9 protein-coding genes are annotated in these 16251 nt (G+C 71.8%); 6 read left to right on the forward strand and 3 right to left on the reverse strand.

What is annotated here, in order from left to right:
- The first annotated feature begins 44 nt into the window (after window positions 1–44).
- From ACNYC2_RS13325 to ACNYC2_RS13335, 3 genes are read left to right on the forward strand one after another with little or no spacing between them, the layout of a single operon-like run.
- Window positions 45–6140, forward strand: a complete 6096-nt coding sequence (locus ACNYC2_RS13325; RefSeq protein WP_419707479.1) for an Ig-like domain-containing protein — start codon at window positions 45–47, stop codon at window positions 6138–6140.
- 56 nt (window positions 6141–6196) lie between these two features.
- Complete coding sequence (locus tag ACNYC2_RS13330) at window positions 6197–7075, forward strand: metalloregulator ArsR/SmtB family transcription factor (protein WP_419707480.1); 879 nt, start codon at window positions 6197–6199, stop codon at window positions 7073–7075.
- Window positions 7072–7677, forward strand: coding sequence for a dihydrofolate reductase family protein (locus tag ACNYC2_RS13335; RefSeq protein WP_419707481.1), 606 nt, complete (start codon window positions 7072–7074; stop codon window positions 7675–7677). Before ACNYC2_RS13330 ends, ACNYC2_RS13335 begins: the two co-directional genes overlap by 4 nt.
- 19 nt (window positions 7678–7696) lie before the next feature.
- Here the strand turns inward: ACNYC2_RS13335 and ACNYC2_RS13340 are convergent, their stop codons facing one another.
- Window positions 7697–10909, reverse strand: coding sequence for an efflux RND transporter permease subunit (locus ACNYC2_RS13340; RefSeq protein WP_419707482.1), 3213 nt, complete (start codon window positions 10907–10909; stop codon window positions 7697–7699).
- A gap of 167 nt (window positions 10910–11076) precedes the next feature.
- Between ACNYC2_RS13340 and ACNYC2_RS13345 the strand changes: the two genes are divergently transcribed.
- The gene (locus ACNYC2_RS13345; protein ID WP_419707483.1) at window positions 11077–11298 is read left to right on the forward strand and encodes a hypothetical protein; all 222 of its coding nucleotides are present in this window, start codon (window positions 11077–11079) and stop codon (window positions 11296–11298) included.
- A 651-nt stretch (window positions 11299–11949) separates the two neighbouring features.
- On the opposite strand, the gene ACNYC2_RS13350 is transcribed toward ACNYC2_RS13345, so the two are convergent.
- Window positions 11950–12159 (reverse strand): response regulator, encoded by a 210-nt coding sequence (locus ACNYC2_RS13350; protein ID WP_419707484.1) that lies wholly within the window; start codon window positions 12157–12159, stop codon window positions 11950–11952.
- The gene (locus tag ACNYC2_RS13355; RefSeq protein WP_419707485.1) at window positions 12156–13481 is read right to left on the reverse strand and encodes a histidine kinase; all 1326 of its coding nucleotides are present in this window, start codon (window positions 13479–13481) and stop codon (window positions 12156–12158) included. Before ACNYC2_RS13355 ends, ACNYC2_RS13350 begins: the two co-directional genes overlap by 4 nt.
- A gap of 115 nt (window positions 13482–13596) precedes the next feature.
- Here ACNYC2_RS13355 and ACNYC2_RS13360 point away from each other — a divergent pair, with 115 nt between their 5' ends.
- On the forward strand, window positions 13597–14493 hold the full coding sequence (locus ACNYC2_RS13360; RefSeq protein ID WP_419707486.1) for an ATP-binding cassette domain-containing protein: 897 nt from the start codon (window positions 13597–13599) through the stop codon (window positions 14491–14493).
- Window positions 14490–16097 carry an ABC transporter permease gene (locus tag ACNYC2_RS13365; protein ID WP_419707487.1) on the forward strand — a complete coding sequence of 536 codons (1608 nt, stop codon included), beginning with the start codon at window positions 14490–14492 and terminating at the stop codon, window positions 16095–16097. The genes ACNYC2_RS13360 and ACNYC2_RS13365 overlap by 4 nt, the downstream gene beginning before the upstream one ends.
- Window positions 16098–16251: the final 154 nt, after the last annotated feature.

The raw sequence follows: 16251 nt of genomic DNA on the forward strand, positions 1-16251 counted from the left end.
ATCGGGCGGGCGTTCCGGGGTGGGATTGACCGAGTGGAGGACGCATGAGCCTGGTCTCGCGCGTGTACGAGAATCGCCGTTCAGCCGTGTCGGTCGGGGCGGTGACCCTCTTCGCGGCGGGGCTGGTCGGCTTCGCGCTCCTCTACGAGGGTGAGGCGACGGCCGACGTCGAGCTGAACGACTCCGGCGTCTGGGTGACCAAGACGGCCGACGGCAAGCTCGGGCGGTTCAACTACGACGCGAGGGCCCTGGACGGGACCCTGCTGACCGACTCGACCGACTTCGACGTCGAGCAGGACGCGCAGCGGGTGCTCCTGGACGCCGTGAGCAACTCCTCGGCGAGCCCCGTCGACCCGGCGCAGCTCGTGCTGCGGGGCACGATGAAGTTCCCCCCGGGCGCGCAGGTCGCCGCCGGTGGTGCCACCACCGCGGTGTACGACGGCGAGACCGGCCGGATCTGGGTCCTGCCGTTCGACGGCGCCGTCGCGTTCGACGAGGACGAGCTCAAGCCGCGGAAGGCCGGCACCAACGGTGAGCTCACGGTGAGCACCGAGGGGACCGTGTTCCTCGCGGTGCCGTCCGACCGCAAGCTGTACACGATCCCGACCGACGCGCAGGGCGTCGCGCAGAAGCCCGAGGAGTCCGACCTGCCGGTGCAGGCGGACGCCGAGATCCAGGTCACCGCGGTCGGCGAGGAGCCGGTGGTCCTGGACGAGTCGACCGGGAACCTGGTGCTGCCGGGCGGCGACACCGTCGAGGTGGAGGGCGGTGCGCAGGGCGCGCTGCAGCAGCCTTCCGGCGAGGCCGACGACGTGGTCGTGGCGACCGCCAAGGGCCTGGTCTCCCAGCCGCTGGGCGGCGCCGTCCTGACCACCCAGGCCGCCGAGGGGGCCGCGTCCGGCGAGCCCGCCGCGCCGGTGCAGCTCGGCGAGTGCACCTACGGTGCCTGGTCCGGCTCGGGCCAGGTCCTGCGCAACTGCCCGGGGCAGGACCACGACGTGGACGAGGTGCTGGAGGGGCTGGAGAGCTCCGGGACCCTGGCCTACCGGGTCAACCGCGACGTCATTGTCCTGAACGACATCGCAGGCGGCGCCCTGTGGATGGCCGCCGACGACTTCGAGAAGGTCGACGACTGGGACCTGGAGACGCCCGACGACGGTGAGGGCAAGAAGACCGAGTCGGAGGAGGTCACCCCGAAGCAGGTCGACACGGTCGTCACCCCGCGCGACCAGGCGAACCGTCCGCCCAAGCCCAAGGCCGACACGTTCGGCGTGCGGCCGGGGCGCACCACCGTGCTGAACGTGCTGGGCAATGACATGGACCCCGACGGCGACGTCATGACGGCGAAGGTCGCGTCCGAGCCGGACGGCGACATCAGCGTCGACCGCGTGCTGAACGGCGCGGCCCTGCAGGCCAACGTGCCGGAGGACGCCAAGGGGACCACGACCTTCGAGTACGAGGTCGACGACGGCCGCGAGAACGGCACCGCAACCGAGTCGGTGACGGTCAAGGTGGTGCCGCCTGAGGAGAACAACCCGCCGACGCAGACGGGCGAGCCCGTGCTCCAGGTGGGCCAGGAAGGCATGGGGCGGATCAAGATCCTGCCCTACTTCAAGGACCCCGACGGCGACGACCTGTTCCTGTCGAACGCGAGCACGGTGAACAAGCTCGACGAGGTCCGGTTCCGTCCCGACGGGACGGTGGAGTTCCGTGACGGCGGCACCACGACGGGCCACAAGATCGTCGAGGTCACCGTGTCCGACTCGGAGGGCATGCCCGTGGAGGGCAAGCTCATCGTCAACGTCGTGGCGACCAACGTGAAGCCCCTCGCGGTGCAGGACCACGTGACCGTCCTCGCGGGCGACCCGGTGACGGTGAGCCCGCTGCGGAACGACCGCGACCCCAACGGCGACACGCTGCGCCTGACGCGGGTGGACGGGCCGAAGGACGCGACGGTCACCCCGAACCAGACGGCGGGTACGTTCAAGTTCGAGAGCGACGAGCCGGGCTCGTACGACGTCACGTACCAGGTGTCCGACGGCCCCAACCCGAGCCTCGGCCTCGTCCGCGTGGACGTCACCAGCCCGCCCGACGAGGCCCGGGCGCCCGTGGCGGTCTCCGACCAGGTGCTGCTGCCGACCGGCGGCTCGGCCCTGGTGGACGTCCTGGCCAACGACACCGACCCCGCGGGCGGCGTGCTCGTGGTGCGGGACGTGACGGAACCGTCCGGCTCCCCCGTCAGCGTCTCGGTGCTGAACCACCACATCCTCAAGGTCTCCGAGATCAAGCGCCTCGACGACCCGGTGATCATCGAGTACACGGTGGCCAACGGGTCCGGGACGGTCGAGGGCCAGCTGCGCGTGGTGCCCATCCCGGCGTCGGACCAGCTGCGACCGCCCGAGGCCGGTCCCGACACCGCCAGGGTCCGCGTCGGAGACGTGGTGACGATCCCGGTGCTGAAGAACGACTCCCACCCGGACGGCCTCACGATGACGGTCACGGACGAGCTGCAGGAGTCGCCGTCGGACGGCGAGGCGTTCGTGTCCGAGGACACCGTCCGGTACCGGGCCGGCAAGGAGGCCGGGACGTTCTTCGCGGTCTACGAGGTGGAGGACGCGAACGGCCAGCAGGACTCCGCGCAGATCACCATCAACGTGGTGGACGCGCCGGAGAACGGCGCGCCCCAGCTGCCGGACGTCGAGGCGCGCGTGCTGAGCGACGGCATCGTCCGGATCCCGCTGCCGCTGGACGGCACCGACCCCGACGGCGACCACGTGACCCTGAGCTCGATCTCGGGGGCGCCGTCCAAGGGCACCGCCACGATCGTGGACGGCTTCGTCGACTACCACGCCGGCCCGGAGTCGACGGGGCTCGACAGCTTCTCCTACCAGGTCCTGGACACGCGCGGGGCGGTCGCCGAGGGCACCGTCCGGGTGGGTATCGCGGCCCCCTCCCCGAGCAACCAGAACCCGCACGCCGCCGACGACGAGACGACGGTCCGGCCGGGCCGCACGGTGGCGATCGCCGCCCTGGACAACGACTCCGACCCGGACGGCAACCAGATCGGCCTGACGGCCAGGAGCTTCGAGGGCACCGAGGACATGACGCCCAAGGCCGTGGACGACGACGTCGTCGTCACGGCGCCCGACGAGCAGAACGTCTACTCCTTCTTCTACGGCATCCAGGACAGCTTCAAGGCCCGCGCCACGGGCGCCATCACCGTGAAGGTGGACAAGGACGCCCCGCTGCTGCGCCCCGTCGCGCACGACGACGTGGTGACGGCGGACGACGTCAAGGGCACCGCCGCCGTCACGGTGAACGTCCTGGAGAACGACGTCGACCCCGACGGCGTGGCGGCCGACCTCGAGGTCGCCGTGGAAGAGGGCCTGGAGGGTGTGACGGTCACCGGGTCGAAGGCCATCAAGGTGCAGCTCACGTCGAAGGCACGCGTCATCACCTACACGGTGACCGACATGGACGACCAGACCGCCAAGGCCTTCGTCCGGGTGCCGGGCAACCAGTCGCGGCCGCACGTCAGGCCCGGCCTCGACCCGCTGAAGGCCACGAGCGGGGAACCCCTCACGATCGACCTCGCGGACTACGTGGTGGTGCGGGAGGACCACGAGCCGCGCATCACCACCCAGCGCACCGTCAAGGCGGTCGAGGGCGACGTCAGCGTGACCGACGAGAACACCGTCGTCTACACGTCCGCCGACGACTACGCGGGTCCCGCGTCGGTCAGCTTCGAGGTCACCGACAGCCCGGAGCTCGACGACCCGGACGGCCTGACCGCGGTGCTGACCCTGCCGATCGACGTGACGCCCGGCAAGAACCTGCCACCGAAGATCATCGACACCCCGGTGCTCCAGGTGGCGGCCGGCGAGGACGCCTCGGTCGACCTGTCGCGGTACGTCAAGGACCCGGACAAGGACCCCCTGACGTTCGAGGTGGTGGGCAAGGACGGGATCGCGGCGTCGACGTCGGGCGCCACCGTGACCGGCCAGGTCGAGATGTCGGTGCCCAAGGGCACCCGGCGGGAGCTGCCGATGACGGTGTCCGACGGGCAGAACCCGGCGGTCTCGGCCAAGCTGGTCGTCCAGGTGGTGCCCTCGACGCGCCCGCTGGTGCAGACGGCCCAGGACCTGGTGCTGGACGCGCACCAGGGCAAGGCGGCCACGATCCCGGTGCTCGCGAACGACGTCAACCCGTTCCCGGGCGAGCCGCTGAGGCTGGTCGGCGCGCCGACCGTCGACTCCGGTGACGGCGTCCCGTCGTACCGCGGCGACCAGCTGGTCGTGACGCCCGCGGCGGACTTCACCGGCACCCTGATGGTGCGCTACCGGGTGCAGGACGGCACGAAGGACCCCGACCGGGAGGTCGACGGCATCGCGAAGCTGACCGTGCTCGGCAAGCCGGACGCCCCGCGGGCGCCCCGGATCGAGGAGGTCCGTTCCGAGACGGTGGTGCTGAGCTGGGAGCAGCCGAACAACAACGGCGCCGACATCACGGGCTACACCCTGCGGACGAACACCGGTCAGGAGCACGGGTGCACCACGACCACCTGCACGTTCGACGGGCTGAAGAACAACGTGAAGTACACGTTCACGGTCACCGCGACCAACGAGGTGAACGAGTCGGACCCGTCGCCGCCGTCGCGCGAGGCGCGACCTGACGAGAAGCCCGACAAGCCCGTACCGCCGACGCTCGAGTTCGGCGACAGCGAGCTCACCGTGACCTGGAAGAACCGGGCCTACACCGACCGGTCCGCGATCACCTGTGTGAACCTGGAGATCAGCCCGCCGCCCAACGACGGGGTGACCCAGAAGGAGTGCCTCCAGAACAGCACGACCGTCTGGAAGGGGCTGGAGAACGGCACCGCGTACACGGTGCGGGTGCAGGCCAAGAACGACGCCCCCGACCCGTCCGACTGGTCCGAGCCGTCCGCGGAGGAGATCCCGGCAGCTCCCCCGGAGGCACCGCTCGCGCCGGAGGCGGCACGGGTGGACGCGTTCGAGGGCGGCCAGATCACCGTGACGTGGGACCCGCCCGCGAACAACGGTGACTCCATCGACAAGTACTGGCTGGGCGTGTACACGAACGGCGAGCTGGTGAAGGCGATCGACACCACCAGGACGACGGAGACGGTGGAGAACCTCTCGACCGGTTCCGCGTACAAGTTCCGCGTCCGGGCGACCAACAAGGCGGGCCCCGGCCTGGCGAGCCCGTTCTCGAACGAGGTGATCCCGCACGGCGTACCGGACACCCCGAACGCGCCGACGGCGAGGATCGGGTCCACGACGAGCGGCCAGGCCGACGTGTCGTGGGGCGGTATCCCCGAGTTCCGCGGCGCCGGGCCGAGCTACGAGGTGGAGGCCAGCGGCCTGGACGCGAGGAACGTCGGCAACACGACCTCGACCACGTACAAGGGCCTGAGCAACGGGCAGTCGTACACCTTCCGTGTGAAGGCCTGCAACCAGCACGTGTGCTCGGACTGGTCGGCGCCGTCGAACGCCGTGACGCCGTACACGGTGCCCGGCAGCCCGGGGATCACCTACCACCGGTCCGACGCCAGGAGCGGGTACTTCACCGTGACCGGTCCGGGCAGCAACGGTGGGCGGGCAGTCGACAGCATCGAGTACCGGCTCTCCGGCAGCTCCAGCGGCTCCGGCACACGCAGGTCGTGGCCGTTCAACGTCAACGCGGGGAACGACTACGACCAGAGCTTCACGCTGCAGGCCCGCGCCCACAACGCCGCTGGCTGGAGCGCCTGGTCCAGCGCGACCGGACGGACGGACGCGAGGCCCAAGCCGGAGCTGTGGGTGACGTCGTCAGGCGTGTCCGCCGGCTGCGCGAACGAACGATGCGAGTACTGGATGATCAACTGGCGGAACATGGGCAGCGGTAGCCACCAGGTCGCCTGCTGGGCGGGCGACACGTCGAACAACGGCGGCCCGCGCGTGTGGCACGACATCCACCCGCCGCACCCGACCTCCTGGGGAGGCAGCACCAAGTACACCATCAGCGGGGACAGCGGCTCACAACGCGTGAGCTGCTTCATGGGGCAGAGCTACAACGGCACGCAGGTCGGCGTAAAGACCCCCGACGACCTCTACACGGGGCGCACCTGGAACATCGGCTGACACTCGAACCACTTATTCCTTGACACGAATATTCTCTATGGAGAATACTCGTGTTCATGGACGCACTTCTCACCGCACTCGCCGACCCGGCGCGCTGGCGGCTCGTCACCCTCCTGGCCGAGCGGCCGCGCCCGGTCGGCGTGCTCGCCGAGCTCGCCGGCGCGCGCCAGCCGCAGACGACCAAGCACCTGCAGACCCTTGAGCGAGCCGGCGTCGTCACGTCGCAGCGCAGCGGCCAGCGCCGCGTCTACGCCCTGGAGCCCGGCCCGCTGCGCGACCTGGCCGCCGAGCTCAACCGGCTCGCCGACACCGCGGACACCGCCGGCGGCGCACGCGAGACCTTCGACCGCTACGGCCGGAGCCTGCACGCGGAGCGCGGCGCCGCACAGGGACCGGGGTGGGCCGACGACCGCTCGTTCACGTTCCACCGGTCGCTGGCCGGCAGCCCCGAGCAGGTCTGGCGCCACCTGACGGAGCCGTCCCTCCTCGCCCGGTGGTGGGCGCCCGACGACCTGCGCGTCTCCGAGCTCGTCTTCGAGGCCCGGCCGGGCGGGCGGGTGGTCCTGGAGTACCGCGACATCGAGGACGCCGGCGGTTCCGACGCGGTCGTCGGGCGCGCGGAGGGTGTGGTCGACGTCGCGCGGCCCGCCGAGCGGCTCACCTACCGCTCCTCCCCCCTGCTCCCCGACGGCGGAACCGCCTTCACCTCCCACGTCGACCTCGCGCTCCGGCCCGCGGACGGGGGCGACGGCTCGGGCACGGAGCTCGACGTCCGGTACGGCATCACGGACAGCACCGTGGACTCCGCCGACTTCGTCGCGGGCATCGAGATCGGCTTCGGCCAGAGCCTCGACAAGCTCGCGACGATCCTCGCGGCTTCACCTGACAGGACCAAGCCCACGACCAGCACCGACAATACGAGGAGCATCCAGTGAACGAGCAGACCGGCGGCCGCAGGGTCGTCACCAACATGAGCATCTCCCTCGACGGCCGCTACGCCGGGCCCGACCCCCTGGACATGAGCTGGGTCATGCCGTACGCGATCACCGACGTCGCCCGCGACCACCTGACCAGCCTCTGGGAGTCGGCGACCACCGCCCTCCTGGGGCGGGTGAACGCCGAGGGGTTCCTCGGGTTCTGGCCCGGCGTGATCGACATGGAGGGGGCAGACCCGCGCGACGTCGGCTTCGCACGCTGGCTGGTCGACGTCGACAAGGTGGTCCTCTCCTCCACCCTCGACCCCGACCGGGCTCCGTGGGAGCGCACGACCGTCGTCGACAAGCCGACCGCCGAGGCGGTGGCGGACCTCAGGGCGACGGACGGCGGCGACGTCCTCGTGCTCTCCAGCGCGAGCGTCATCAAGGACCTGCTGGCCGCCGACCAGGTCGACCGGCTGGCCCTCACCGTCTTCCCGATCTTCCTCGGCGGCGGCCCGCGGCTCTTCGACGACGGCCTGCCCGCCGGGAAGTGGGACCTCGTCAGCCAGACGGCGGGCGAGCACGGCACCCTCGTGCTGGTCTACGACCGGGTGCGCTGAGCCCCGGCGGGCGCCGCGCCTACCGCGCGGTGCCCGCCGCCAGCTCCTCCGCGACGCGGGCCGCGTGCCTGGCCTTGACCTCGGCCTTCTCCGCGCGGCGTGCCGCCCGGGCGGCACGCTTCGGTGCCCGGTCCTCGGTGCGCCGCTCGAACAGCGTGTAGATCACCGGCACCACGTACAGCGTGAGCAGGGTCGAGGACACGAGGCCGCCGATCACCACGAGCGCCAGCGGCTGCGAGATGAACGCCCCGCCGCCCGTCAGGCCGAACGCCATCGGCGTCAGGGCGAGGATCGTCGCGGCGGCGGTCATCACGATGGGCCGCAGCCGCTGCCGCGCACCCTCCTTGACCGCCTCGTCGAGCGGCCGGCCGTCGGCCCGGTACTGGTTGATCAGGTCGATCAGCACGATCGCGTTCGACACCACGATGCCCACCAGCATCAGCACACCGATCAGCGCGGCGACGTCCAGCGGCGTGCCGGTCAGGAGCAGCGCACCGAGCGCGCCGGTCGCCGCGAACGGCACGGAGACCAGCAGGATCAGCGGCTGCCCGATGCTCCGGAACGTCGCGACCATCACCAGGTAGACGATGAGGATCGCCGCGATCAGCGCGAGGCCGAGGTCCTCGAACGCGTCGGCCTGGTCGGCCGCGAGGCCGCCCACGCTCACCTCGGCGCCGTCCGGCAGGTCGAGGCCGTCGATCTCCTCGGTCAACGTCCGGGACAGCGCGCCCAGGTCCTCCCCGGAGGGGGTCACGGCGACGGTGGCGCTGCGCTCGCCGTCGAGCCGGGTGATCGACGCCGGGGCCGACACCTCCTCGACGGTCACGAGGTCGCTCAGCGGGAGCACACCCGCCGCCGTCGGCACCTCGATGTCCTCGATCTCGGCCGCCGTCGCCGGCTGGTCGCCGGCCACCACGACGTCGAGCGTCGAACCGCGCAGGTCGACCGTCCCGATGCTCGACTCGTTCATCGCACCGGCCAGCAGCCCGGAGACCGTGGCCTCGGTGAGCCCGACCTCCGCCGCGGCGTCCCGGTCGACGGTCACCTGGACGCCGGTCTGCTCGGCGGCCAGGTTGTTCGTCACGTCCTCCACGCCGTCCAGGCCCGTCACGGCGTCCTCGACGGTGCTCGCGGCCTCGGCCAGCCCGTCGGCGTCGGCGGCGGTGACGACCAGGTCCACGGTGCTGCCGGCGAAGCCGGAGTCGCCGGCGGCCACGCTGACCTCGCCCGTCAGGTCCGCCTCGTCGAGCGCCTCGCTCACGTCGTCCTGCACGGCCTCGCCGTCGGCGTCGTCCTGGAGCGTGAGCGCGAACGACGCGCTGCCGGCGCCGCCGCCCTGGCCGAACGCGGCGGCCGCCCCGTCCCCGGACCCGACGGTGGTCTGCACGGTCTCGACGTCGCCGACGCCGGCGAGGACGTCCTCGACCTCCTTGGCGGCCTCGTCCTGGGCCGCCAGGGAGGTACCCGGCGCGAACTCCTGGGTGACCGTGAGCGTGTCCTGGCCCGCGTTGCCGATGAAGTTGGTCTCCATGCGCGGCACCAGCGCCACCGTGCCGGCCAGCAGGGCGACCGCGACGCCGAGCGTGATCGCCGGGTGGCGCAGCGCGGCGGACAGGGACGGCACGTAGGCACGCTGCCAGGCGCCGCGGCGCTCCTTGAGCTCGGCCGCCTCGCGCATGGCGACGCCGCCGTCGGCCGAGGCCGGGACCCTGATGAACCAGTAGGCCAGCACCGGCACGACGACCAGCGCCACGACCAGGGACGCGCCCATCGCGATGGCGACGGTGACGGCGAACGGCTGGAACAGCTCGCCGGCCATGCCGCCGACCAGCGCGATCGGGGCGAAGACCGCCACCGTGCACACCGTCGAGGCGGTGATGGCGGCGCCCACCTCACGCACCGCCGTGACGATGGCGTCCACCCGGTCCTCGCCGTAGGACAGGTGTCGTTTGATGTTCTCGATCACGACGATCGAGTCGTCGACGATCCGCCCGATCGAGATGGTCATCGCCGCGAGCGTGAGGATGTTCAGCGTGTAGCCGGTCAGGTTCATGGCCGCGAACGTCACCGCGAGCGACAGCGGGATCGAGATCGCCGAGACCAGCGTGGCCGGGATCGACGCCAGGAACACGAGGATCACGAGCACCGCGAACAGCAGGCCGAGCCCGCCCTCCGTCGTCAGGCCCTCGATCGACTCCTCGATGAACGGCGCCTGGTCGAACGTGACGGCGGTGCTCACGCCGTCGGCGTCGAGCTCGTCCCGCAGGTCGGCCAGCACGTCGTGCACCGCGTGCGACACGTCCACCGTGTTGCCGTCCGGCGTCTTCGTCAGGGCGATGGCGAGCGACGGCTCGCCGTCCAGGCGCGAGAAGGAGGTGGGCGGCACGTCCTGCACGCTGACCTCGGCGACGTCGCCCAGGTGCACGACCTCGGGGGCGGGCTCGGCCTCCGGAGCGGCGCCGGGGGCCTGGGGTGCGCCCGCGGCGCCGCCCGGGGTGCCCGTGGCACCCGCGGCGGGGACGATCGGGAGCTTCTCGAGCTCCTCGACGGAGCTGACGGACGTGCCCACCTGGACGCTGCTCGTCTCGCCGTCGTCCGTCACCTCGCCCACCGGTACGACCGTGCCGTTCTCCTGCAGCAGTGACGAGAGCTGCGCGGCGCTGAGCCCGGCCGCGGCGAGCTTCTTGTCGTCCGCCTCGATCACGACCTGGCGCTCGGTGGTCCCGGTCACGGTGACGTCGCGGACGTCCGCGATGCCCGACAGCTCGGGCACCAGGGCGGACTCGATCGCGTCGGTGAGCTCCTGCTCGGTGCCGTCGCCGGAGACCGCGAGCTGCACCACGGGCAGGTCGTCGAGGGAGCCGGCGATGACCTGGGGCTCGACGTCCTCCGGCAGGTCGCGGAGGCCGTCGACCGCGGAGGTGATCTCCTGCTCGATCGCGTCGGCGTCGGTGCCGTACTCCAGCTCGACCGTCGTCATCGAGACGCCCGTGGAGACCGTGGAGGTCACGCCCGTGACGCCGTCGATGGTCTCGACCGCCGTCTCGATCGGGCCGGTGACCCGGTCGGCGACGATCTCGGGCGACGTGCCCGGGTCCGCGGCGGTGACCGCCACGACGGGTACGTTCAGCGACGGGATGAGTTCCTGCCGGAGCTGCCCCATGCTGTAGATGCCGACGATGAAGACGGCGATCGTCGCGAGCGCGACGAGCGCACGGTTCGCGAGCGACATACGGGCAAGACGGAACACACTGCCTCCAGATCTGGGGACGCGCCGGGCCCACTACCCCTCCGGCGCAGTATTTTGCCTAACGCAAAGGATCCGGCCCGGGTTCCCGCCTCGCAACTCCGGTTCGGGGCGGGTGCTCGGCGGGTGAAGTTGCCGACTACAGTCGCTCCGTGACCGACCAGACCCGCGACCAGCTCGTCGCCGAGCTCGCCGACCTGCACCGCCTGCTCGGCGAGGAGTTCTTCGCCGCACGGCTGCGTCCTCTGCTGGAGACGGACCTGACCGTGCAGCAGCTGCGGGCGCTGGCACTGGTCCAGGTCGACCGCGAGTCGACGCCGCAGCGGCTCGCCGAGGCTCGCATAGGCGTTCGTCACATATTCAGCAGATCCTAGATTACTGATATGCTGCATGATCAAAGGGGACAAATGACCTTGCTGATGGAGCTGGGAACAAGGGGAGTCAGTGACGTAGGCAATGAGGACCCAGTGCCTGAGTGCCTGCACATTTGGTATTCCTCCATACTGCTGACTTTACTTCACTTGATGATTATTCATGTGCACACTGAAACTGGGGGGACATGTTTGCTGTGGGTGCCAAATGGGGAGGAGCACATCACGCAGTGCCTGCCTCAGCAGGAGGAACACATGGGACCCAGGAATGAAGGCCTCATCAGGTGGGAGGAAGGCTGACAAGATGTCTTTCCACAGCTGCCTGGCTGTACCTGCACAATGGCTGCTGGAAGGATCTGATTACCCCCCTGGGAGGCCCAGAGGAACAAAGGTTGCAGCTCAGGCATGTGGAGCTGCGGAGGTGGGCTGTCCTTCTGCACAGGCCACCCATCAGGGACGGGGTGTCCAGCCTCAGGTCCTGCTGGCAGACATGCAGCATGAGCTGACGGGGAGAATCACTGCCCACGCACGCCCTGTCTGAGGAGGAAAGCTGATGTCACATACCAAAACAACAGAAGGGGACAGAGGGCCAGGCAGGGAGCGGTGACAAAACACCAGCACATCACGGCGAGCCCCGGTGCGCCATGAGTCTGATCACCTGCAGCCTGCGTGGGTGTGCGTGGGCGGCATCCGGATGTCGGTGATCACCAGGTCGGGGTCGTGGGCTTCGACGGCCGCGCGCAGCGCGTCGGCGTCCTCCACTGCCGCGCGCACCTCGAACCCGAACCGCTCGAGCAGGCCGACCAGCCCCACGCGCAGGAGGACGCCGTCCTCGGCGACGACGACGCTGATCGCGCCGTTCACGGCGCACCGTCCGGACCGTACGGGAGCTCGGCGCGCACCGTCGTCGGCCCGCCGGCCGGGCTGGACAGGAGCATCCGCCCGCCCATGACCGCCACCCGGTCGGCGAGCCCCGCCAGCCCGGTGCCGCGCGCGGGGTCCGCTCCCCCGGGACCGTCGTCGGTCACCTCGACCGTCAGGGTGTCGCCTCGGGTGCCGGACCCGGTGGCGCGGCGCACCGTCACCCGGGCGGTGCCCGCGGCGCCCACGTGCTTGGCGACGTTGGCCAGGGCCTCCGAGACGACGAAGTAGGCGGTGTACTCGACCTTGGGCTCGGGGCGGAAGCCGAGCGCGGCGTCGACGTGCACCGGCACGGGCGAGCGGTCGGCGAGCTCGCCGAGCGCGGCCGGCAGGCCCAGGTCGGTCAGGGTCTGCGGCTGGATGCCCTGGATCAGCTCGCGCAGCTCGGTCATCAGCTCCTTGGCCTGGTCGTGGGCGCTGGCGAGGGACCGCCCGGCGGGCGAGTCCGGCGGCACGTCCAGCCGGGCCAGGCCGAGCTGCAGGGTCAGGCTCACGAGGCGCTGCTGGGCGCCGTCGTGCAGGTCCCGCTCGATCCGGCGGCGCTCGGCGTCGAACGCGTCGGCGAGGCGGGCGCGCGAGCGCGACACCTCGACCAGCTCGGCCCGGATCTCGCTCTCGGCGCCGACCAGCAGACGGCGCGCGACCTCGGCCAGGCCTCCGGCCACCACCGTCCAGACGTACCCGACCACCGGCAGCAGCACGATCCCGGCTGCCGCGAACGGGACCGACCCGGCCACCGTGGAGGCCGACCACGGCCCCAGGGCCACCGGCCCGTCGCCCGGGCCCTGCGCCAGCAGCACGAACGGGCTGACCGCGTAGAGACCGACGAGCAGCCCGAGGAGGAGCGCAGTCGCCGACACAGCCGGCGCGAGCGTGGCGAGGACGAGCAGCCAGCCGACCTCCCGCCAGGTCGCCGGATCGGCGTAGAGCGCGAGGGCCGGCCGTCGCTCCGGCGTCGGGCGGCCGTCCACCCAGGCGAGCCGACGCCGCTCCGTCGCCGCCAGCAGCCGGGCGAACCAGGGCCCGAGCCCCACCACGAGCAGCAGCTCGAGCACGATCAGCACCACCGCCGTGCCCGGCGCGAGGGTGCCGGCGGCCCAGCCGGTGACGGCCATCACCGCCGGGATGGTCAGGAGGGCAGCGGCGACGGCGCCGAGCGGCAGGGTGCTCAGCAGGTACGCCAGGGACCGCCACGGCCACCGGCTCAGCAGCAGCCGCGGCCAGGTGACGGCCTCCAGCGCCGTCCGCGGGCCTGTCTCTCGCACGCCGTCATGCTAGACGGCAGCCAGGAGACCGGCGCGGAAGGTAGTACTAGCCCTACCTCAGGTTCACCGCCTGGTGGTCATGACCTCCCACCAGCCCGGATGGTCCCATCAGCACATGCAACCCGTACTCGAGCTCGTGGACGTCATGAAGCAGTACCGCGGCGGCCCGCGCGCCGTCGACGCCGTCACCCTGCGCCTCGGCACCGGCCTGATCGGGCTGCTCGGTCCGAACGGCGCCGGCAAGTCGTCCCTCATGCGGATCGCCGCCACGGTGACCCGGCCCAGCAGCGGGCAGGTGCTGTTCGACGGCGCCGACGTGGTGCGCCGGCCCGACGCGCTCCGCCGTCGCCTGGGCTATCTCCCGCAGGACTTCGGCGTGTACCCGCACCTGAGCGCCCCCGAGTTCCTGTCCTACCTGGCCGCGGTCAAGGGCGTCGGCGCCCGTGCCGCCCGCGCCCGGATCACCGAGCTGCTCGAGCTCCTCGACCTCGCCGGTGCGGGCAAGCGGCCGCTCGGCGCGTACTCGGGCGGCATGCTCCGCCGGGTCGGCATCGCGCAGGCGCTGCTCACCGATCCGCGGGTGCTCGTCGTCGACGAGCCGTCGGCCGGCCTGGACCCCGAGCAGCGCGTGGTGCTGCGCAACCTGCTGAGCGACCTCGCCACGGACCGGGTGGTCGTGCTCTCCACGCACATCGCGTCCGACATCGAGTCCGTCGCCTCCGACATCGCGGTCATGGCACGCGGCCGGCTCCTCGTGCGGGGCGCCCCGCACGACGTGCTGCGGCTTGCCCAGGGGCAGGTGTGGGAGGTGACCGTCCCCGCCGACACGCTCCAGCTGCTCCGCGAGCGCCACGTGATCAGCAAGCAGGTACGCACTCCCGCCGGGATGCGGGTGCGCGTGCTCGCTGCCTCGGCGCCGGTCGCGGACGCCGTCCCGGTCGCGCCGGACCTCGAGGACGCCTACCTCGCCGTGGTGCACGGCTCCGCCGCGAACACGGACGTCGTCCGATGAGCGCCCTGCTGGGGATCGCCGTCGCCGACTTCCGCGAGCGCACCCGACGGCCCGCCTACCTGGTCACGCTGGCCGCGGCGATCGGGCTGGGGTGGCTGGCGATCCCGCCCGCCGACTCGGTGTGGGTGGTCATGAACGCCGGCGGCTACCGGGGGCTGTACGACGGCGCCTGGGTCGGCACCGTCACGGCGCTCGCGGGCGGGCTGTGGCTCATGCTCGGCGGGTTCTACGTGGTGCGCGGCACGATCACGCGCGACCGGCTCACCGGTGTGGGGCAGGTGCTCGCCGCCACCCCGCTGTCCCGTCCCACCTATCTTCTGGGCAAGCTGCTCAGCAACTTCCTGGTCCTGGCGTCGATGGCGGGCGTGCTCGCCGGGACGGCGCTCGCGCTCCAGATCGCGCGGGGCGAGTCGTACGCGGTGGACCCGGTGGCGCTGCTGGCGCCCTTCGCGCTGTTCACGCTGCCCGTGCTGGCGGTGACGTCGGCCGCCGCGGTGCTGTTCGAGACGGTCCGGCCGCTGCGCGCGGGCCTGGGCAACATCGTCTGGTTCTTCGTGTGGACGTTCCTGCTGCTCGGCAGCGGCGGGGTGCCGTTCGGCGGCTTCGGGCTCGTGGTCGAGTCGATGCGGGCGTCCGTCGTCGAGCAGGGCCTGCCGCCGGCGGGCGGGTTCAGCCTGGGCCTGACCGGCATCGACGAACCGCTGCGGGTCTTCGACTGGGACGGGCTCGCACCGACCGGCGAGCTCGTGGCCGGCCGCCTTCTGGTGCTCCTGGCCGCGGTCCTCGTCGCGGTGCTCCCCGCGCTGTGGTTCGACCGGTTCGACGTGGCCCGGGCGGCGGGGGCAACGCGGGTCGCGGTTGATGCGGGGCTGGTACGCGCCGGGGAGCTCCCGGCGAGCGCCGCCGCGGCGCCGCAGGTCGTCGGTTCAGTGGGCGTCGGTTCAGCGCGCGTCGCTTCACTGACCGTCGGTTCGCTGACCGCTGCCCCGGCCGGACGGCGACCCGCACTGGCCCGGATGGTCGCCGGCGAGCTGCGGGTCCTGACGTCGGACCTGTCCTGGTGGTGGTGGCTCGTCGTCGCCGGGCTGAACGTCGCGGCAGTGGCCTGGGACGGACCCGGGACGGCGATGCTGGCTGCGGCCTGGATCTGGCCGGTCCTCGTCTGGTCGCGGCTGGGTACGCAGCACCTCGAGCACGGCTTGGACACCCTCCTGGGCGCCTACCCGGGCAGCCTGGACCGGACGTTCGCGCAGTGGCTGGCCGGGGTGGCGCTCACGGCGGCGACCGCCGTCGGGCCGCTGGCGAGCATCCTGCTCGACGGCGACGCCGTGCGGGCCGCACACTGGGCCGCCGGCGCGCTGTTCATCCCGTCGCTCGCGCTGCTGCTCGGCACGGTCACGCGCACCCCGCGCGTGTTCCAGGTGCTGTACCTGATCGCCTGGTACATGGCGATCAACGACGTCGCGGCGTTCGACCACATGGGCATCGTGCTGGACGCGGCGGGTCACCCGGCGGGCGCGAGCGCCGTCGCCGTGGGCGGTGCCGCGCTCGGCCTGACGGCGGCCGCGCTCGCGGTCCGGCGCGTCCAGCACGTGCGGCGCTGAAACCGGGTCAGCGGCCGACGGCGGCCATGCCCGCGTCGTCGTACCGGTTGCCCGCGACGCCGAGCCGGGCGACGAGTCCGTCCAGGTCGGTGACGTCGTCCGCGGACAGGGCGACCGTCACCGGCGCGCACGCCGTCGGCGAGACGCTCCGTTT

It is taken from the genome of Promicromonospora sp. NFX87 (assembly GCF_048564965.1).
In the GTDB taxonomy this organism is placed as follows: domain Bacteria; phylum Actinomycetota; class Actinomycetes; order Actinomycetales; family Cellulomonadaceae; genus Promicromonospora.